This window comes from Pseudomonas mercuritolerans (assembly GCF_025706525.1).
Taxonomy (GTDB): domain Bacteria; phylum Pseudomonadota; class Gammaproteobacteria; order Pseudomonadales; family Pseudomonadaceae; genus Aquipseudomonas; species Aquipseudomonas mercuritolerans.
Map to the genome: position 1 here is coordinate 662,545 of NZ_JAMSHA010000002.1, position 17,795 is coordinate 680,339.

14 protein-coding genes are annotated in these 17,795 nt (G+C 54.5%); 3 read left to right on the plus strand and 11 right to left on the minus strand.

The genetic code is table 11. From position 1 onward, the window contains the following. Positions 1-495: 495 nt before the first annotated feature. The 3 genes from ND528_RS07790 to ND528_RS07800 form a co-directional block, all read right to left on the minus strand. A complete protein-coding gene (locus ND528_RS07790) occupies positions 496-801 on the minus strand; it encodes a hypothetical protein (protein ID WP_103451447.1) in 306 nt (101 codons plus the stop codon). A gap of 72 nt (positions 802-873) precedes the next feature. Further along, positions 874-1,344, minus strand: a complete 471-nt coding sequence (locus tag ND528_RS07795) for an antitoxin Xre/MbcA/ParS toxin-binding domain-containing protein (protein ID WP_263470034.1) — start codon at positions 1,342-1,344, stop codon at positions 874-876. A gap of 215 nt (positions 1,345-1,559) precedes the next feature. Further along, positions 1,560-3,119, minus strand: a complete 1,560-nt coding sequence (locus ND528_RS07800; RefSeq protein WP_103451445.1) for a TnsD family Tn7-like transposition protein — start codon at positions 3,117-3,119, stop codon at positions 1,560-1,562. A 715-nt stretch (positions 3,120-3,834) separates the two neighbouring features. On the opposite strand from ND528_RS07800, the gene ND528_RS07805 reads away from it, so the two are divergent. From ND528_RS07805 to ND528_RS07815, 3 genes are read left to right on the plus strand one after another with little or no spacing between them, the layout of a single operon-like run. Then, entirely contained in the window at positions 3,835-4,797 is a 963-nt protein-coding gene (locus ND528_RS07805; RefSeq protein ID WP_103451444.1) for a PDDEXK family nuclease, read from the plus strand. After that, the gene (locus ND528_RS07810) at positions 4,794-6,791 is read left to right on the plus strand and encodes a transposase (RefSeq protein ID WP_263470035.1); all 1,998 of its coding nucleotides are present in this window, start codon (positions 4,794-4,796) and stop codon (positions 6,789-6,791) included. The genes ND528_RS07805 and ND528_RS07810 overlap by 4 nt, the downstream gene beginning before the upstream one ends. Then, positions 6,788-8,101 carry an ATP-binding protein gene (locus ND528_RS07815; RefSeq protein ID WP_263470036.1) on the plus strand — a complete coding sequence of 438 codons (1,314 nt, stop codon included), beginning with the start codon at positions 6,788-6,790 and terminating at the stop codon, positions 8,099-8,101. The genes ND528_RS07810 and ND528_RS07815 overlap by 4 nt, the downstream gene beginning before the upstream one ends. A gap of 2 nt (positions 8,102-8,103) precedes the next feature. On the opposite strand, the gene ND528_RS07820 is transcribed toward ND528_RS07815, so the two are convergent. The 8 genes from ND528_RS07820 to atpA form a co-directional block, all read right to left on the minus strand. Then, positions 8,104-8,862, minus strand: coding sequence for a hypothetical protein (locus ND528_RS07820; protein ID WP_263470037.1), 759 nt, complete (start codon positions 8,860-8,862; stop codon positions 8,104-8,106). A 282-nt stretch (positions 8,863-9,144) separates the two neighbouring features. Then, positions 9,145-10,977, minus strand: coding sequence for a glutamine--fructose-6-phosphate transaminase (isomerizing) (gene glmS / locus ND528_RS07825; protein ID WP_263470038.1), 1,833 nt, complete (start codon positions 10,975-10,977; stop codon positions 9,145-9,147). 2 nt (positions 10,978-10,979) lie between these two features. Then, positions 10,980-11,756: a DeoR/GlpR family DNA-binding transcription regulator gene (locus ND528_RS07830; RefSeq protein WP_016772409.1), complete on the minus strand. Its 777-nt coding sequence runs from the start codon at positions 11,754-11,756 to the stop codon at positions 10,980-10,982. 205 nt (positions 11,757-11,961) lie between these two features. Further along, positions 11,962-13,329: a bifunctional UDP-N-acetylglucosamine diphosphorylase/glucosamine-1-phosphate N-acetyltransferase GlmU gene (glmU, locus tag ND528_RS07835; protein WP_263470039.1), complete on the minus strand. Its 1,368-nt coding sequence runs from the start codon at positions 13,327-13,329 to the stop codon at positions 11,962-11,964. A gap of 118 nt (positions 13,330-13,447) precedes the next feature. Then, on the minus strand, positions 13,448-13,873 hold the full coding sequence (locus tag ND528_RS07840; RefSeq protein WP_016772407.1) for a F0F1 ATP synthase subunit epsilon: 426 nt from the start codon (positions 13,871-13,873) through the stop codon (positions 13,448-13,450). 45 nt (positions 13,874-13,918) lie between these two features. Next, positions 13,919-15,298, minus strand: a complete 1,380-nt coding sequence (atpD, locus tag ND528_RS07845; protein ID WP_016772406.1) for a F0F1 ATP synthase subunit beta — start codon at positions 15,296-15,298, stop codon at positions 13,919-13,921. Between the two features lie 27 nt (positions 15,299-15,325). Then, entirely contained in the window at positions 15,326-16,186 is an 861-nt protein-coding gene (gene atpG, locus ND528_RS07850) for a F0F1 ATP synthase subunit gamma (protein ID WP_007911960.1), read from the minus strand. Positions 16,187-16,236: 50 nt separating this feature from the next. Continuing rightward, a complete protein-coding gene (gene atpA, locus ND528_RS07855; protein ID WP_016772405.1) occupies positions 16,237-17,781 on the minus strand; it encodes a F0F1 ATP synthase subunit alpha in 1,545 nt (514 codons plus the stop codon). Positions 17,782-17,795 lie beyond the last annotated feature (14 nt).

A 17,795-nucleotide genomic window follows, 5' to 3' on the forward strand; every position in this document is an offset into this window, starting at 1 on the left:
GTGTGGCAGCGATTTTCACGACGGTCGGGGGAGGTTGGGAACGCGCTACGCAATGCAAGCGGAATCAGGACAGTAACGCGAAAATGGCATCAATTTCTTGAAGCCAGAAATGCCAACGGCCAGTGAACTGGCCGTTGCTACATCATCGCCTGAGAATGGCAGATGGTTTGGAGTCGGGCTGAACACGGGCGCGGAGACTCAAAGATTTCGGCTTCGCAGCTTGGGAAAGCCCTGCTTGATAAAGCCTGCATGACCAGTCATTTGCATTCGACCTGACCCACGATTGCATTGGACTTGACCAGCACGCTTCGTAACCATGATCGTAGCAACGCAGGCATCAAAACGGGGCATGCGTTTTCACACAGCCTGGGTCGTTCTCTGACAGTCAAAACTACGAAGCGTGCTGGTCAAGTCAGTGTAATTACCCACAAGAATCTGTAATCGACTTGAACTGCTATTTTCTTCTGCGGAAACGGCCGTTGTGGCCACGCTGTATCAATCTCTGTCCTTGAAGAAATCATCCTTCGTAATCAAACCGAAATCGTCATCCGGCATTCCGCCATCATCGTCGAAAAGCCCTTGAGTACGCCGCTCTTCCTTAAGGCCGGCAACAGCTTGGAAAAAACAGCCTTCACACAGGTGTATCTCGTACCGTTCACCGTCATGCTTCGTTCCATAGCCCCAATGTGCCTGCAACGTTGCAAATTGAAGCCCACCGTTGTGTACCTTGGTGGTGAGCCGACAGACATCGCAAACAACGTCTTCGACACCATCAACTTCGACCTTACCGATAACTTTCATCTCCTATCTCCTCACGCCAGCGAGCGTATGAAAGCAGCCCCGAGTGACCGTATCGCGTGGAGGGGCACATCGCTATTGGTAAACACCCAAGCGAGCGCGCTCTAGGTAGTCCACCACAACCTTGAAACCCACCGAGGTATTGAGCATCTCGAAAGGAACAATCCCTGACAGGTGCTTACACGACCGTCCCAGCCAATTCTCGGCGAGCGTTTGAGAGCCGAAGACCATCACTGCAAGCTCAAGTCCCTGGGCGTATTGGAGCGCTACAGCGCTCTGCTGGGGATTCAATCGGATTTCGTTCTGGGGGTTACTGAGCCGTTGGATGGTCCGAGCGGACTTCCCCATGATTCGCTCCAGGAGCTTGTAAGATTTGAATAGGCTTGATGAGCGGACCATAGCCTGAACATCACTGAGGGCAAAACCAGCTTGGACGAGGCGCAGGATGTCCAGATGACTCAAGCTTCCCGTCTCAGCCTGGGTCAACTGGAACGTCGGTGGTTGAGTTGCGGCTCCTGTTTGAGGTCTCAAGATTGAAGAACTCATTGGACTGACCTCCCAATGCTCTGGATGCCAGATTTAATCCGTTTCTCTCTCATTGTAGTGTTCAGCCGCTTCGAAAGTGAGTTAATCCCACCTCGGCTCGCAGGATCGCTAAAGATCATTACTTCACTCTCAAACATCCGAGCAACTCCGGCAGCACATCGGTCGCTCTCTGCATGTGGGTCATGATGCCCACCTGGGCGATCAGTACGGCCCTATCATTTGAACAGCAGCTTCATGTAGGCCCGAGTTCGCGGATATCGATCTCGACGTTCCAGACGCTGTGCAAGGCGTGGGAGCAGGGAGAAGATCTGCGACTGCTTGAGACACAGGTTCTGATCCGATCCGAATCGCCGAATAATCTCAGCTTCCAACTCACGTTGCAGTCCATCGTCCCTACTTTCCCAATCGACTCGCGGATTAGGGTTTCTAGCAGGTTTGGGCACTTGACTAGCCTGCGCATACAACCACTCTCTGTCGTGACGATGCAGCCAGGTGTAAAGCGATTGGCATTCGCGGCGAAGCTCAGTGAGAGAATGCGATGGAAACCGCGACTGAAGCTCAGCCCATCGTAAGCGATGATCAGCCTGATCGAGAGCCATTCGTCGAGCCTCCCATGACGCTTGAACGCCACGCTCCGCGCGGAGCAGCTTGTTCACCGTGGATATGGTGAGTTGAAACTCCCGGCAAATTTCATTCTTTGCCGTTCCTTCAGCAAGTCGGCTCAGTAAATGTGCCCTGAATTCAGGCTTGAGCCGCTTCGGCCGAGGGTGGCCCTTTCTGTTTGCCGGTGATACTGAAACGTCAGGTACTGGGGGTGACGCCGGCAGTGCCGAAAGTGCTTTCCGCTGAGCACAAGCGACATCGTGGCATACCGCAAAGGACGAAACCTCGCCGAATAGCCAAGTAATCATCATCAGGTGTTTGAGTGGATGAATGTGCCGCCGTGGTGACCGCACCATTTGACTGATGAAGCTGGTGGCGGCGGTCTCAGTGGATGGTAGCCCACCATATGGACGAAACCTTCGCAAAGGGCTGATATGCGTCAACAGGCTCTGTGCCGCGCTTTCTGTTGGTAGCCACTTGCGGTAGAGCTGGGCGACCACTACTGGATCAAAGTGCTTGGCCAAGCCTAGAGACCCCAACTCGCGGCACACCGAGGCCAGTTGAGCGAGGCGCTCCCGTTCCAGGGAGGTGATCGCGCCATAATCCGAATCGCGTAATGTGCCAGCGCAGGGCATCGTCCAAGTGAAGCGCCCACACCAACGGCGATTTTGGCTGCATTCGCAAAGCACTTCACTGTGCTCAGGGCATACCACCACGCCTGGGTACTGATGGGACAGATGCCAATATGAGACCCCACACGAGTCCAGATCCCGAGCCATGCAGGACCGGCATGCTCGCAAAGGATGATCAGCACCGAATCCTCCACAAACGAGGCCGAGTTGGTACTTCAGCGGTCCAAGCGATGGGCCTCTGATTTGAACAAGGGCGGCGGCGACTGAGCTATCTGACTGAAAAGGGGAGAAGAACGGGAAAATGGTGCGCTGTTCGATGATGGAGATGGCTTCTCCCCAAAGGCCCGAGGTGTTCCGCTCGAAAGCATCCAAACCACAAGGCACATCGTGCTTGATGCACCGTTCTGAGAGGCTGAACAGCTGCTCGGTAGTCGCAGCTGGGCGGAGGTGACCAGACAGGAAATGCAGACGACTGCAAAGACTGAAGAACGTCTCTCCCGGTAGCCAAGCGAGGGAAAGTCCAAAACAAGAGGTAGCCATGGGCACCTCTCCATGCGAGAGGTTTCTCGGGCACGCAAACGTGCTGTGGATAACTTATTGTAGCCGGATGGAAGATGTGGATAGTTTGTTTGGGACTATCAGACAGCGTAGATATTCAGCTACGCCTTAGCAATGTGGATAACTTTTACGTTATCCAACGAAGAGCAATTGAAACCTTTTGCACACATTAACCGTACAAACTTACGCTATATCAAGCAGCTAGGGAAGGGACCGGAATCTTGTGTGCGCTGTGCAAAAAGCTTTTAAGGTTGTCAACACAGCTTTCATAGCGTTACCATGCGCAGTAATCGCTATAGGCTTAACTGCGAACCGATCTAAAAAAGCATACATAGCGGCGTATGCTAAGTCTCCAAATCGCTCTGCGCCAAGAGCAAAAAGTTCGCTGCCAATTAAAATAGCCAAGTTATTAGAATATAAAGAGGTAAGCGGTATGAAGAATTCTGGTTAGCTTTTCGGGGAGCCAGAATAGACAAAGGCCTGAGTTTTACCCCAAGCCCCTGTGTCAAGATTAGTGCCCTGACACAGCCATTGTCTATCTGCATGCGCGGGGCGTCAAGTCCTGCGGTCCCCCTTCGTCCCTTGAAACGTAAATCCGGGTGCCTCAACAGCACCAGGTCGTGTGCGTACGCCTTTCGTACGCATGTACTCCACTTGGCCACCGCTGGCAGAACAAGTGGTATGGGTAAGGACAATAATGATTTCTGAAAAAACGCTGAAGCGGATTAGAGACCGCCAGGGCAATTTCCGGTGGGGGGACGATTACGTTCCCGCCATTTGTGCTGTACCAGGTGAAGCCCCGAAGACTTCGAGGATCTGCCGCCTTAACAGCCGAAAGCTCGGCCGCACACTTCACCTGCTATCCATTCCTGAACGAGTGTTCACACAACTGGCGTTGTTCAATCCAGCAGTGTTTGAAATTCATGAGCAAAAAATGCTGCACCCGGTGCCGCATGTACATCCCCTGCATGGCCACCCTTTCGCCCTTGGCTTGAGTCTCAGTCCTCTAGTCGGAACTCTCGCCGCAGCAAAAGATATAGGGATGGACCATGCTAAGGTGGTGATAGAAACGCCGTACGGCGAACGCCAGTGGTCCGCCTACCCATACCTGGGTGACCTACTGATCTACCTCCGCGAGCCGGGCACGGCGCCCTATGCTCTAAACTGGAACATCAAACTTTCTAAGTTTGATTTTATGGAGAAACGGCGTTCAGCGGTTAAATCATTAGAAGCTCGAAGAAAAGATCGTGAACGCGCAGAGTTACGCCTTCACCTAGAAGAAACTTATTATGCAAGCGCCGGTATCAGAACAGTAAATCTCTCGCTCGACGATATTGACCCCATTGTTGTAGCCAATCTAGATCAGATTTTTGGTTTACATGACCGTCCTCTCAGCCTTGACCAAAATTTACTGGAGGACTTCAGCCACCAATTACAAGAAGATTTTAATATTGGCCGCCCTCCGGCACTGGCGGCCATCACCTATGGCAACAAGTGGGGGCATCGCGACCAGTTCATCGCCCGCATATATCAAGATATTTGGACTAGATCGCTACCAGTAGACTTATTTCAATACATACAGATCGACCAACCACTTGGGCAGGCCCGGTGCGAAGTGATTGAGCACTATCGCCATTTTTTCTCGGAAGCCGCTCTATGATGGCGGGATCTCGACTGATTGCACCACAAGGCTGCGGTGAGCTCGTCAAAGGAAAGGAATACCACTTTCTCATCAGTGATGGCGGGTGTAACCGTGTCCGCTTGGTCGAATTCGATGAAAAAGGGTCATCTGCGAAGCTGCACACGATGACCCGGCTGCGCTTCGAAGCAGCGCTGGAGGCTGGTGAGATCGTAGAGACAGGTAGCCATGATTATCCGCCATGGCTGACAGCGGCAGCAGGCATCGAAACCAAATGGCGCGAAAGCCGCCGCGTTAGCTCGAAACGGTCGTACGAGGAGATAGTTGACGGCCGCCTACTGAGGATCGTAGAACTTATTCCCAAGAGAGCAGAGATACTGGCCTCGGACGACCCGGAGGCAGTTATTAATGCTCACGCTAGGACTTCAAGGCCGAGGCAGCACCCCGCACGTATCCGGCTATGGTTCTTCACTTATCTCGTATTTGGGCAAACAAAATGGGCATTGATGCCCCGCTTGGACGCATGTGGAAAGTGGGACAGAAGTGAGAAAACCGATAAGAAACTGGGTCGCCCATCCGGCCAAGGCCAGAATCATGGGTATCCCATAACTCCTGACATGAAGGAGAAAATCCTAACTGCCTTCTCGAAGCACTCACGGGTAGACAAGACCAAGGACGACATCTACGGGGATTCACTGCGAAAGACATTTGGTTGCCGTACTCGCCAGGGCTCAGCGGGGAAAGAGTTCTACCATCCCGACGGTGAGCCTTATCCAAGCTTCAATCAGTTCTGGAATTGGGTACAACGGCTAACAAACCCCTCTGCCCTTGCCCAAGCGATGAAAGGGCCAAGCGCTGCGCGTGCAAAATTCGGCGACATTGGGAGCTTTGCGCAGATGATAGGTAACCTCAATCAGCGATTAGAATTTGATGGTTATTATCCAGAGGAAAAATTATCTGGGTTCATCGAAGGATCGCCACTGGATTCATTTTGTGTGGTGAGAGCAGTGTGTGCACTTTCAGGAGCCGTTGTAGGTATAGGCTTTGCCAGAGGCAGGGAAAGTTTGGAGGCGTACCGGATGGCCCTATTTTGCATTGCAATCGGCAAAGTTAAATACTGCAAGCTATTTGGTATGAATATCAAACCTGAGGAGTGGCCCTGCGAAGGACTCTCAAGCCAGATGATATTCGATAGAGGTCCAGGAGTGCATATAGATGTCTCTGGTGCAAAAGAATGGTTAGGCCGCTTGGAAATTACCCCTACACATTCTGGGCAATCTAAAGCCACAGTTGAATCCTCTCATCCTAGAGATAAAAAGTTCAAAGATCAGCCGGCACATGTTCATAGCGGCCTCAATCTTGTTGAAATGTCACGTCGAGAGATACGTCGGGTTATCAAGGACAATGAAACATCCGACGCTAGCGACCGTATGGATGAGGAAATGTGGCTGGAAGGCTTTTCGCCGACCCCTCTGAACGTATGGAACTATCACGATGCACTTGGCCGCAATCATGGCATCAAGATGTCGCCAGAAGAAGCTGTAAGGGAATTTTTGACGCCTATGCCTGCGGTGATCAGGGAAAAAGGTGTCTATTTATTCGGGAGAAAGTACAACTCAAAAGAATTGACCGATACAGGTATATTTGACCGAGTTGCTGGTGGTCGCGTGATTCACGCAACAGCATATACCATGACAATGTGCGTTCGACACATATGGATAGAGGTTGAGGGAAGGCTTTACGAACTCAACTGCGTTTTCACCGCAAGCACAAGACGTGGCAGCACGGACATTTCGCTCGAAGACCTTCAGTACATCAACGAATCACGTCTCCGGGCTCAAGCAAAACGCAGAAAAGAAAAAATTGCCATTGATCAGCATCACTATCAAGAGTTTGAAAATGAGACGGGCAAGCCTTGGCACGCTGGAGTGAGAAAGTCAGGACGTCCGGCTAAGAGTCTTGAAACACAGCGAGACTTAGATGATCAAAGACGACTGGTAGGTAATAAGCCATGATTGAAAGACTGCGAACCAGATTCGATGGTTTGATTGACATCGAGCACATACGGAAAAAGGTAACAGTCCGACCAAAACCCGTCGGCGACATAGATCGACTACCACCTATGTTAGCCGCACACATCCTTGATATGTCACTAAGACAAATTTACCTGCCAAATCAATTCAGTTTAGAGCTTATTGCAGAGCTAGTGGGGAAAGCAGTAGTCCATTCGGCAATACGTTCCGAAACAGAACAAACGTTTGTCAAAGGCATGTACTACCCTATAACAGCCGAAACTTTCCCAATCTGCCTTACTGGCTTGGCGGGTGTGGGTAAATCGGCAACCATCGAAGCGCTACTTCGCGCTATGCCCGGCCCTACTGAGTTCAAGCTAAATCATTACATGGAACCTCAAACAGCCGAATCTTACTGGTACGCCAGCGCTAAAGGTAAAGCTTCTGGTAAGCAGCTGCTCACGGATTTTCTTGGCATTGAAGCGACTACACGAGAGAACACTGCAATCCTCAGATTAAGAGCGCAGCAGCAAGCACATCAACGCGGTATCTCGCTGGCAATCCTTGAGGAAATGCAGCATTTAACACCTGGGAAAGGGGCAACCCTTACAACCGACATACTGCTTACTATGTCCGGCCTTGGCTTACCCATGGTGTACGTATCTAATTTCAGTTTGGGACATAAGCTGCTTAAACGTAATCAGGAAGACACCCAACGCCTAGTCGCAGAGCCGAGAATCATGTGGCCAGACGCCCTAGAGTCAAAAATCTGGGCTGAATTCATAGACGAATGTATTACCGTGAGTGATGGTCGAATTCGGGCCAATCCCAAAGATTTTTCTTACGAAATCTACCGCGGGAGCTATGGGCTAAAGCGTGCAGCCATTCACCTAATGGTACAGGCATATATCCAGGCTCGTTCCTCAAATCGCGCATGGGTTGAAATTGAGGATGTGCAAAGGGCTTATGTCTCAAGCTCATATTATTCGTACCGGGTGGACGTTGAGGAACTGGAGCGGATTGCTATTCAAAAGAACTCCAAACGTGATGACCTCAATTGCCCATTTGGCTCTCCCATACGCTCGAATGTGGTGCAGTTCGTTAGGAAGGAGCGCGACCATCGTGTCGCTCAAGCTGCTTTCAAAGGTGCGCTGACGGCTGAAGAACGTGAAGCTCATAAAAGCTTGAAGCTGGATACCGACATGAAGGCTCAAAACCCGAAGCGCCCTAAGCGACCGCCTTTAGGAAAACCAACAAATGATGATTTGGGGAATGCGTTCAGCGACTATTTCGGCGACAAGGAGGACAATTAATCCTAATACCTGTCTTGGTACTCAACACGCATCAGGTCATCTATGTTGCGAACCAGCTTATCTGTTTGACGCAGACTGTCTAGTAAAGCAGCAAAGCTGCCATACAACATTGCTATAACTTCAATAATATTATGAGAATACCTATCGTCAGGGCGATATTTCAACCATGTGTCGGTAATTCCTTTAGAGTTTTTAAGCCTCCAATTTATCGCCATTAACTCCTCCTCACTAATACTTCCCTCCAGTGCCATTTTATTTGCCTGACCCGCAAGATGTTCTATAACAGACTCCAAATCAACGGCGAATTTTGATTCTCCGATTTCCGCGAAAATTCTTGCGAATGTCAGTTTATATTCGTGTGGATTTTTCGTGGGTTCGCACTGATGGACATAGCTCCCTTTACACCCGACCCAAAGTAGATCATGACCATATCCTTGGCGATGATATCGGATATCGTGCCTACATATAGGGCATTGTCTAAGCAGGATTGTATTGTGCTTCGCACATACCTCCACATATCTGTGGTCACGTCTCCAGTAAGGGAAACCAAGCGACTCAATGTCCTCTTTTACACAGTCAATGCAAATTCCAACTCGTTGACTTTCGGTTTCAAATCTCGTTTCGGAATCCTGATAATTGCATCTGGTATAGCTGGATTGGCCGAAGTCTGGGAAAACCCCTACCTGCGAATAACTCGTGTGTTCATGCAGCAGACGATTGAATTCATATGTATCAGCTCTGCCTAGCAGGTCAGCGATCACCCCGATAGACCATCCTCGCATGTAGTACCTGGATATTTCCTTGAGCTTTATCGACTCGGGTGATCGGGGGTCCAGGTAAAAATGCCTTTCGATGAAGGAGCGGAGAGACTCGTGCGGTTGGATGGTGAGCAGCAAGGAGGAGTACCCAATATTTCGAGGCACCAGAGGGGGCAGTAGAGGGATCTCTGCTCGGAGCCCCCAAAGGCTCCAAGCGAGACAGACTTTAATACTCAGAGACAGACTTTAATATTTACGATCAAGAGTAGATTAACTGTGGATAACTTATTCCACGGTCACCGATTTCGCCAGGTTGCGCGGTTGATCGACGTCGGTGCCCTTGAGCACGGCGACGTAGTACGACAACAGTTGCAACGGGATCGTATAAAGGATCGGCGAGAGAATGTCGTGGATGTGCGGCATTTGCACCACGTGGGTACCTTCGCCGTTGGTCATCGCAGCCTTCTCATCCGCGAACACGATCAACTCGCCGCCGCGAGCGCGGACTTCCTGCAAGTTGGACTTGAGCTTCTCCAGCAGTTCGTTGTTCGGCGCGACGGTCACCACCGGCATATCGTTATCCACAAGTGCCAGCGGACCGTGTTTCAGCTCACCAGCCGGGTAGGCTTCGGCGTGGATGTAGGAGATTTCCTTGAGTTTCAAGGCACCTTCCATCGCCACCGGGAATTGCGCGCCACGGCCGAGGAACAGGGTGTGGTTTTTCTCGGCAAACAGCTCGGCGATCTTTTCCACGGTGCTGTCCATCGCCAGCGCTTCGCCGAGACGGGTCGGCAGACGACGCAGCTCTTCGACCAGCGTGGCTTCAACGCCGTTGGCCAGAGTGCCGCGCACCTGACCCAGCGACAGGGTCAGCAGCAACAGGCCGACCAGTTGCGTGGTGAAGGCTTTGGTCGAGGCCACGCCGATTTCGCGGCCGGCCTGGGTCAGCAGGGTCAGGTCGGACTCCCGCACGAGCGAGCTGATACCGACGTTGCAGATCGCCAGGCTGGCGAGGAAGCCCAGCTCCTTGGCATTGCGCAACGCGGCGAGGGTGTCAGCGGTTTCGCCGGATTGCGAAATGGTCACGAACAGCGTGTCTGGCTGCACCACCACTTTGCGGTAACGGAATTCGCTGGCGACTTCGACCTGGCACGGAATACCGGCCAGTTCTTCGAGCCAGTAGCGCGCGACCATACCGGCGTGATAACTGGTGCCACAGGCGACGATCTGCACATTGCGCACTTTGGCGAACAGCTCGGCGGCTTGCGGACCGAAGGCCTCAACCAGCACTTGATTGTTGCCCAGGCGACCTTCGAGGGTGCGTTGGACCACGGCCGGTTGTTCGTGGATTTCCTTGAGCATGTAGTGGCGGAACTCGCCCTTGTCGGCGGCTTCGGCACCGTCGGTGTACTGCACGGTCTGGCGCTCGACAGCGTTGCCGTTTACGTCCCAGATCTGCACGCTGTCGCGACGGATTTCAGCGATATCGCCTTCTTCCAGGTACATGAAACGGTCAGTGACCTGACGCAGGGCCAACTGGTCGGAGGCGAGGAAGTTTTCGCCCAGACCGAGGCCGATCACCAATGGACTGCCACTGCGCGCGGCAACCAGACGATCCGGTTGCCGGGCATTGATCACCGCCAGACCATAGGCGCCGTGCAGTTCCTTGACGGTCGCTTTGAGCGCGGCAGTCAGGTCCGGTTGTTCCTTGAGCTTGTGGGTCAGCAGGTGGGCGATGACTTCGGTGTCGGTGTCCGAACTGAACGCATAGCCCAATGCTTTGAGTTGCTCGCGCAGGGCTTCGTGGTTCTCGATGATGCCGTTGTGCACCACCGCAATGTCGCCGGAAAAATGCGGGTGGGCATTGCGTTCGCAGGGCGCGCCATGGGTGGCCCAACGAGTGTGGGCAATACCGAGACGACCGGCCAGCGGCTGTTCGGCCAATGCGGTTTCCAGTTCGCTGACCTTGCCCGGACGGCGCATGCGCTCCAGGGTTTCTTCATTGGTATAGACCGCCACACCGGCGCTGTCATAGCCGCGGTATTCGAGGCGCTTCAGGCCTTCGAGAAGGATGGCGGTGATATTACGTTCAGCTACTGCGCCGACAATGCCACACATGGTTATTTCTCCTGACTGACAGCCGCACAGATCAAGGTGATCCCGCGGGCCTGAAGCTGATCGCGTGCCTCGACAGACAGGCGATCATCGGTAATGAGGGTATGGATGCTGCTCCAGGGCAGCTCCAGGTTGGGAATCTTGCGACCGATCTTGTCGGCCTCGACCATAACGATGACTTCTCGTGCAACGTCGGCCATCACCCGGCTGAGGCCGAGCAGTTCATTGAAGGTGGTGGTGCCGCGCACCAGGTCGATGCCGTCGGCGCCGATGAACAGTTGGTCGAAGTCGTAAGAGCGTAGTACTTGCTCGGCGACCTGGCCCTGAAAGGATTCCGAGTGTGGATCCCAAGTACCGCCGGTCATCAGCAGCACTGGCTCGTGTTCCAGTTCGCTCAAGGCATTGGCAACGTGCAAGGAATTGGTCATCACCACCAGGCCCGGTTGCTGGCCCAGTTCGGGAATCATCGCGGCGGTGGTGCTGCCGCTGTCGATGATGATGCGCGCGTGCTCGCGGATGCGTTTGACCGCCGCGCGGGCGATTGCCTGCTTGTACTTGGAAATACTCTGCGCTGTTTCCGCGACCAGCTCTTGCGGCATGGTGATCGCACCGCCGTAACGACGCAGCAACAGACCATGGGTTTCCAGCGCCGCGAGATCCTTGCGAATCGTAACTTCGGAAGTTTCAAAGCGCTTGGCCAGCTCATCGACACTGACTTCGCCCTGCTCGTTGAGCAAGGCGAGGATGTTATGACGACGCTGGGGCGTATTGCGCTTGGACATGGCGGCTTAAGTTTCGATTCGAAAGATAACGTAAGCAATGAAACTCTATCGAAAGGTTGCCGTCAAGACGCAGGGAGAAAAATTCAGAAAGGTTGAGCTGTGTGGGGAGCGAGCGTGTTCGCGAAAGGGGAGTCAGTGACTGGATATGTCACTGAGATACAGCATTCGCGAGCAGGCTCACTCCTACAGGGGTGGTGTGGATAAGTCAGGATTTGTTGATCTTTTCCGGGCGCTTCCAGCCGTCGATATTCTTCTGTCGCGCTCGGCCAACCGCCAATTGGGCGTTATCCACATTCTGGGTGATGGTCGAGCCGGCTGCGGTCGTCGCACCGTTGGAGATATCCACAGGGGCAACCAGCGAATTGTTGGAACCGATGAATACATCAGCGCCCAACACCGTCTTCCACTTGTTGGCGCCATCGTAGTTGCAGGTGATGGTGCCGGCGCCGATGTTGGTGCGTGCACCGATTTCGGCATCGCCCAGGTAGGTCAGGTGGCCAGCCTTTGCACCTTCGCCCATGTGCGCATTTTTCAGCTCAACGAAGTTGCCCACATGAGCGCGAGCCTCGAGCACAGTGCCTGGACGCAGACGCGCGAAAGGACCAGCGTCGCTGCCCTCACCGAGAATGGCACCTTCGATATGACTGTTGGCCTTGATCACCACGCCTTTGCGCAGGGTGCTGTCCTTGATCACGCAGTTCGGGCCGATCTGTACGTCGTCTTCAATGATCACCTTGCCTTCGAGGATCACGTTGATGTCGATCAGCACATCGCGGCCGACGCTGACTTCGCCACGCACATCGAAACGCGCAGGGTCGCGCAGGGTAACGCCTTGAGCCATCAGGCGACGGCCGGCGCGCAACTGGTAATGACGCTCCAGTTCAGAGAGCTGCTTGCGATCATTTGCGCCCTGCACTTCCATCGGGTCGTGCGGTTGTTCGGTAGCCACGACCAAACCATCGCTGACCGCCATTTCGATCACGTCGGTGAGGTAGTACTCGCCCTGCGCGTTATTGTTCGAGAGGCGACTCATCCAGTCAGCCAGACGATCGGCCGGCACAGCGAGGATGCCGGTGTTGCCTTCGGTGATCGCACGTTGCGCTTCGCTGGCGTCCTTGTGCTCGACGATTGCCGCGACCTTGCCGTCAGCATCACGCACGATGCGGCCGTAACCGGTCGGGTCATCCAGCTCGACAGTGAGCAAACCCATCTGGCCCGGTACGACATGCTTGAGCAGACGTTGCAGGGTTTCGACTTCGATCAGCGGCACATCACCGTAAAGAATCAGCACGGTGTCGGCTTCAATGAACGGCACCGCCTGGGCGGTGGCGTGGCCAGTGCCCAGTTGCTTGTCCTGCAACACGAAATTCAGGTCATCAGCTGCCAGCCGCTCACGCACCACATCGGCACCGTGACCGATCACCACGTGAATGCGTTGTGGATCAAGTTGCCGAGCGCTGTGGATAACATGGCCGAGCATGGAGTTGCCGGCAATCGGGTGCAGCACCTTGGGCAGCGCCGAGCGCATGCGAGTGCCTTGACCGGCCGCGAGGATAACGATTTCGAGAGACATGACTGGCTACCAATCCTGGGTGGTCAGCAACTGCGACCGGGTTGTGGGAATTCGGAAAAGAAAAAAGGGTAGCCGAGGCTACCCTTTTTTATCAATCGCACAACAAGCGGCTGGCGGATTAACCGCCAAACTTCTTGCGGATCTGCTGGACGGTGCGCAGCTGGGCTGCAGCCTCGGCCAGACGAGTGGCAGCGGCGCCGTAATCGAAGTCCGCGCCTTTTTCGTTCAGGGCATTCTCGGCAGCCTTGAGAGCTGCCTGAGCCTGAGCTTCATCCAGGTCGGCGGCACGTTGCACGGTATCGGCAAGTACCTTGACCATGTTCGGCTGAACCTCGAGGAAACCACCGGAGATGTAGAACACCTCGGCTTCCCCGCCTTGCTTGATCAGGCGGATCGGACCCGGCTTGAGATTAGTGATCAGCGGCGCGTGACCCAGAGCGATACCAAGATCACCCAGTGCACCGTGCGCAATCACCATCTCGACCAGGCCGGAAAAGATTTCCCCTTCCGCGCTGACGATATCGCAATGGACTGTCATAGCCATCTGATTGCCTCAACCTAAATTAGCGCCCGTTGCCGGGCGCCGGGATTACAGTTTCTTGGCTTTCTCGATCGCTTCTTCGATGCCGCCAACCATGTAGAACGCTTGTTCTGGCAGGTGGTCGTAGTCACCGTTGAGGATGCCTTTGAAGCCAGCAATGGTGTCTTTCAAGGAAACGTATTTACCCGAAGCACCGGTGAAGACTTCAGCCACGAAGAACGGCTGCGACAAGAAGCGCTGGATTTTACGAGCACGGTTAACCAACTGTTTGTCGGCTTCCGACAGCTCGTCCATACCCAGGATCGCGATGATGTCTTTCAGCTCTTTGTAACGCTGCAGAACATACTGAACGCCGCGAGCGGTGTCGTAGTGGTCCTGGCCGATCACGTTCGGGTCCAGCTGACGCGAAGTCGAATCCAGTGGATCTACCGCTGGGTAGATACCCAGGGAAGCGATGTCACGGGACAGAACGACGGTGGCGTCCAAGTGGGCGAAAGTGGTCGCTGGCGACGGGTCGGTCAAGTCGTCCGCAGGTACGTATACCGCTTGGATCGAGGTGATCGAACCTTCCTTGGTCGAAGTGATACGTTCCTGCAGAACGCCCATCTCTTCAGCCAGGGTCGGCTGGTAACCTACTGCCGAAGGCATACGGCCCAGCAGTGCGGATACTTCAGTACCGGCCAGGGTGTAACGATAGATGTTGTCGACGAACAGCAGAACGTCGTTACCTTCGTCACGGAACTTCTCGGCCATGGTCAGGCCGGTCAGTGCTACGCGCAGACGGTTTCCCGGCGGCTCGTTCATCTGACCGTAAACCAGTGCCACTTTGTCCAGAACGTTGGAGTCCTTCATCTCGTGGTAGAAGTCGTTACCCTCACGAGTACGCTCACCCACACCTGCGAACACGGAATAACCGCTGTGCTCGATGGCGATGTTACGGATCAGTTCCATCATGTTTACGGTTTTGCCTACACCGGCACCACCGAACAGACCGACTTTACCGCCCTTGGCGAACGGGCAGACCAAGTCGATAACCTTGATGCCGGTTTCCAGCAGGTCGTTGCCGCCTGCTTGCTCGGCGAACGAAGGTGCTGCGCGGTGAATGCCCCAGCGCTCTTCGGTGTCGATCGGGCCAGCTTCGTCGATCGGGTTACCGAGGACGTCCATGATCCGGCCCAGGGTCGCTTTACCGACCGGTACGGAGATGGCTGCGCCAGAGTCGGTGACTTCCAGACCGCGCTTCAAGCCCTCGGTGGAACCCATCGCAATGGTACGCACCACGCCGTCGCCCAGCTGCTGCTGAACTTCCAGGGTGGTTGCGGCCGCGCTTTGTACAGTCAGCGCGTTGTAGATGCTCGGTACGCTGTCGCGTGGAAATTCCACGTCGATAACGGCGCCGATGATTTGAACGATACGTCCGCTACTCATAGCTGGATCCTCTGAATATTTGAACCGTTAAACCGCGGCAGCGCCGCCGACGATTTCCGAGATCTCTTGGGTGATCGCAGCCTGACGCGCCTTGTTGTAGATCAGCTGCAAATCGCTGATCAAATCACCGGCGTTGTCGGTAGCGTTCTTCATCGCGATCATCCGCGCAGCCTGTTCAGCCGCGTTGTTCTCGACCACCGCCTGGTAGACCTGCGACTCGACGTAACGGACCATCAAGCCGTCAAGCAGCTCTTTGGCGTCCGGTTCGTAGAGATAGTCCCAGTGGTGCTTGAGATCCTGATCCGGGGTTGCCACCAGTGGAATCAACTGCTCCACGGTAGGCTGTTGCGTCATGGTGTTGATGAACTTGTTGGACACCACGGACAGGCGATCGATACGGCCGTCCAGGTAGGCATCCAGCATCACCTTGACGCTGCCGATCAGATCATTGATCGACGGCTCTTCACCCAGGTGGCTGATAGCTGCAACGACGTTACCGCCGAAGTTGCGGAAAAAGGCCGCACCCTTGCTACCGACTACACACAGATCAATCTCGACGCCGTTTTCGCGGTTTACCGCCATGTCCTTGACCAGGGCCTTGAACAGGTTGGTGTTCAAGCCGCCGCACAGACCACGGTCACTGCTCACGACGACATAACCGACGCGCTTGATTTCGCGGTCGATCATGAACGGGTGGCGGTATTCCGGGTTGGCGTTGGCCAGATGCCCAATTACCTGGCGGATACGCTCCGCATAAGGACGGCTAGCAGCCATGCGCATTTGTGCCTTGCGCATTTTGCTGACCGCCACTTTTTCCATGGCGCTGGTAATCTTTTGCGTGCTTTTGATGCTCGCAATCTTACTGCGAATCTCTTTTGCGCCTGCCATGTAACACCTATCAGGTTAGCAAGCGGGAGCCTCGCGGCTCCCGCTGCGGCTTACCAGGTTTGGGTGGCCTTGAACTTCTCGATACCGGCTTTCATGCCAGCGTCGATTTCGTCATTGAAGTCACCTTTAACGTTGATCTTGGCCATCAAATCGGCGTGATCGCGGTTGAAGAAAGCGATCAGCGCTTGTTCGAAGCTGCCGACCTTGGCGATTTCAATGTCAGTCAGGAACCCACGCTCAGCGGCATACAGCGACAGCGCCATGTCAGCGATCGACATTGGTGCGTATTGCTTCTGCTTCATCAGCTCGGTAACGCGCTGACCATGCTCAAGTTGCTTGCGGGTCGCTTCGTCCAGGTCAGAAGCGAACTGGGCGAATGCCGCCAGTTCACGGTACTGAGCCAGAGCGGTACGGATACCACCGGAGAGCTTCTTGATGATCTTGGTCTGAGCGGCACCACCCACACGGGATACCGAAACACCGGCGTTCACTGCCGGGCGGATGCCCGAGTTGAACATGGCCGATTCCAGGAAGATCTGACCGTCGGTGATGGAAATCACGTTGGTCGGAACGAACGCGGAAACGTCGCCAGCCTGGGTTTCGATGATCGGCAGTGCGGTCAGGGAACCGGTTTTGCCGGTCACTGCGCCGTTGGTGAACTTCTCTACGTATTCTTCCGAAACGCGGGATGCGCGCTCCAGCAGACGAGAGTGGAGATAGAACACGTCGCCTGGGTAAGCTTCACGGCCTGGTGGACGGCGCAGCAGCAGGGAGATCTGGCGGTAAGCCACTGCCTGCTTGGACAGATCGTCATAAACGATCAGCGCGTCTTCACCGCGGTCGCGGAAGAATTCACCCATGGTGCAACCGGAGTACGGTGCCAGGAATTGCAGCGCAGGAGATTCCGAAGCACTGGCAGCCACGATGATCGTGTTGGCCAGGGCGCCGTTTTCTTCCAGCTTGCGAACCACGTTGGCGATGGTCGATTGCTTCTGACCGATGGCTACGTAGACGCAGAAAATGCCGCTGTCTTTCTGGTTGATGATCGCGTCGATCGCCAGAGCGGTCTTACCGATCTGACGGTCACCGATGATCAGCTCACGCTGGCCACGGCCGACAGGGATCATGGCATCGACAGCCTTGTAGCCAGTCTGTACAGGCTGGTCTACCGACTTACGCCAGATCACGCCTGGAGCAACTTTCTCGACCGCGTCGGTCTCGGTGTTGCCCAGTGGACCTTTACCGTCAACAGGGTTACCCAGAGCATCGACTACGCGGCCCAGCAATTCCTTACCAACAGGAACTTCGAGGATGCGGCCGGTGCACTTGGCGCTCATGCCTTCAGCCAGCGACTGGTAGGAGCCCAATACCACGGCACCTACGGAGTCCTGCTCCAGGTTGAGGGCCATACCGTAGACGCCGCCCGGAAACTCGATCATCTCGCCGTACATGACGTCGGCCAGACCGTGAATCCGCACGATGCCGTCAGATACGCTGACGACAGTGCCTTCGTTACGGGCTTGGGAGGTCACATCGAGCTTGTCGATGCGGCCCTTGATAATTTCACTTATTTCGGAAGGATTGAGTTGCTGCATTGCTCTGCTGCCCC

Excerpts from the sequence above, each read along its gene's own strand:
- ND528_RS07790 (WP_103451447.1), bottom strand. The coding sequence starts at position 801 with ATGAAAGTTATCGGTAAGGTCGAAGTTGATGGTGTCGAAGACGTTGTT.
- ND528_RS07795 (WP_263470034.1), bottom strand. The coding sequence starts at position 1,344 with ATGAGTTCTTCAATCTTGAGACCTCAAACAGGAGCCGCAACTCAACCA.
- ND528_RS07800 (WP_103451445.1), bottom strand. The coding sequence starts at position 3,119 with ATGGCTACCTCTTGTTTTGGACTTTCCCTCGCTTGGCTACCGGGAGAG.
- ND528_RS07805 (WP_103451444.1), top strand. The coding sequence starts at position 3,835 with ATGATTTCTGAAAAAACGCTGAAGCGGATTAGAGACCGCCAGGGCAAT.
- ND528_RS07810 (WP_263470035.1), top strand. The coding sequence starts at position 4,794 with ATGATGGCGGGATCTCGACTGATTGCACCACAAGGCTGCGGTGAGCTC.
- ND528_RS07815 (WP_263470036.1), top strand. The coding sequence starts at position 6,788 with ATGATTGAAAGACTGCGAACCAGATTCGATGGTTTGATTGACATCGAG.
- glmS (WP_263470038.1), bottom strand. The coding sequence starts at position 10,977 with ATGTGTGGCATTGTCGGCGCAGTAGCTGAACGTAATATCACCGCCATC.
- ND528_RS07830 (WP_016772409.1), bottom strand. The coding sequence starts at position 11,756 with ATGTCCAAGCGCAATACGCCCCAGCGTCGTCATAACATCCTCGCCTTG.
- glmU (WP_263470039.1), bottom strand. The coding sequence starts at position 13,329 with ATGTCTCTCGAAATCGTTATCCTCGCGGCCGGTCAAGGCACTCGCATG.
- ND528_RS07840 (WP_016772407.1), bottom strand. The coding sequence starts at position 13,873 with ATGGCTATGACAGTCCATTGCGATATCGTCAGCGCGGAAGGGGAAATC.
- atpD (WP_016772406.1), bottom strand. The coding sequence starts at position 15,298 with ATGAGTAGCGGACGTATCGTTCAAATCATCGGCGCCGTTATCGACGTG.
- atpG (WP_007911960.1), bottom strand. The coding sequence starts at position 16,186 with ATGGCAGGCGCAAAAGAGATTCGCAGTAAGATTGCGAGCATCAAAAGC.
- atpA (WP_016772405.1), bottom strand. The coding sequence starts at position 17,781 with ATGCAGCAACTCAATCCTTCCGAAATAAGTGAAATTATCAAGGGCCGC.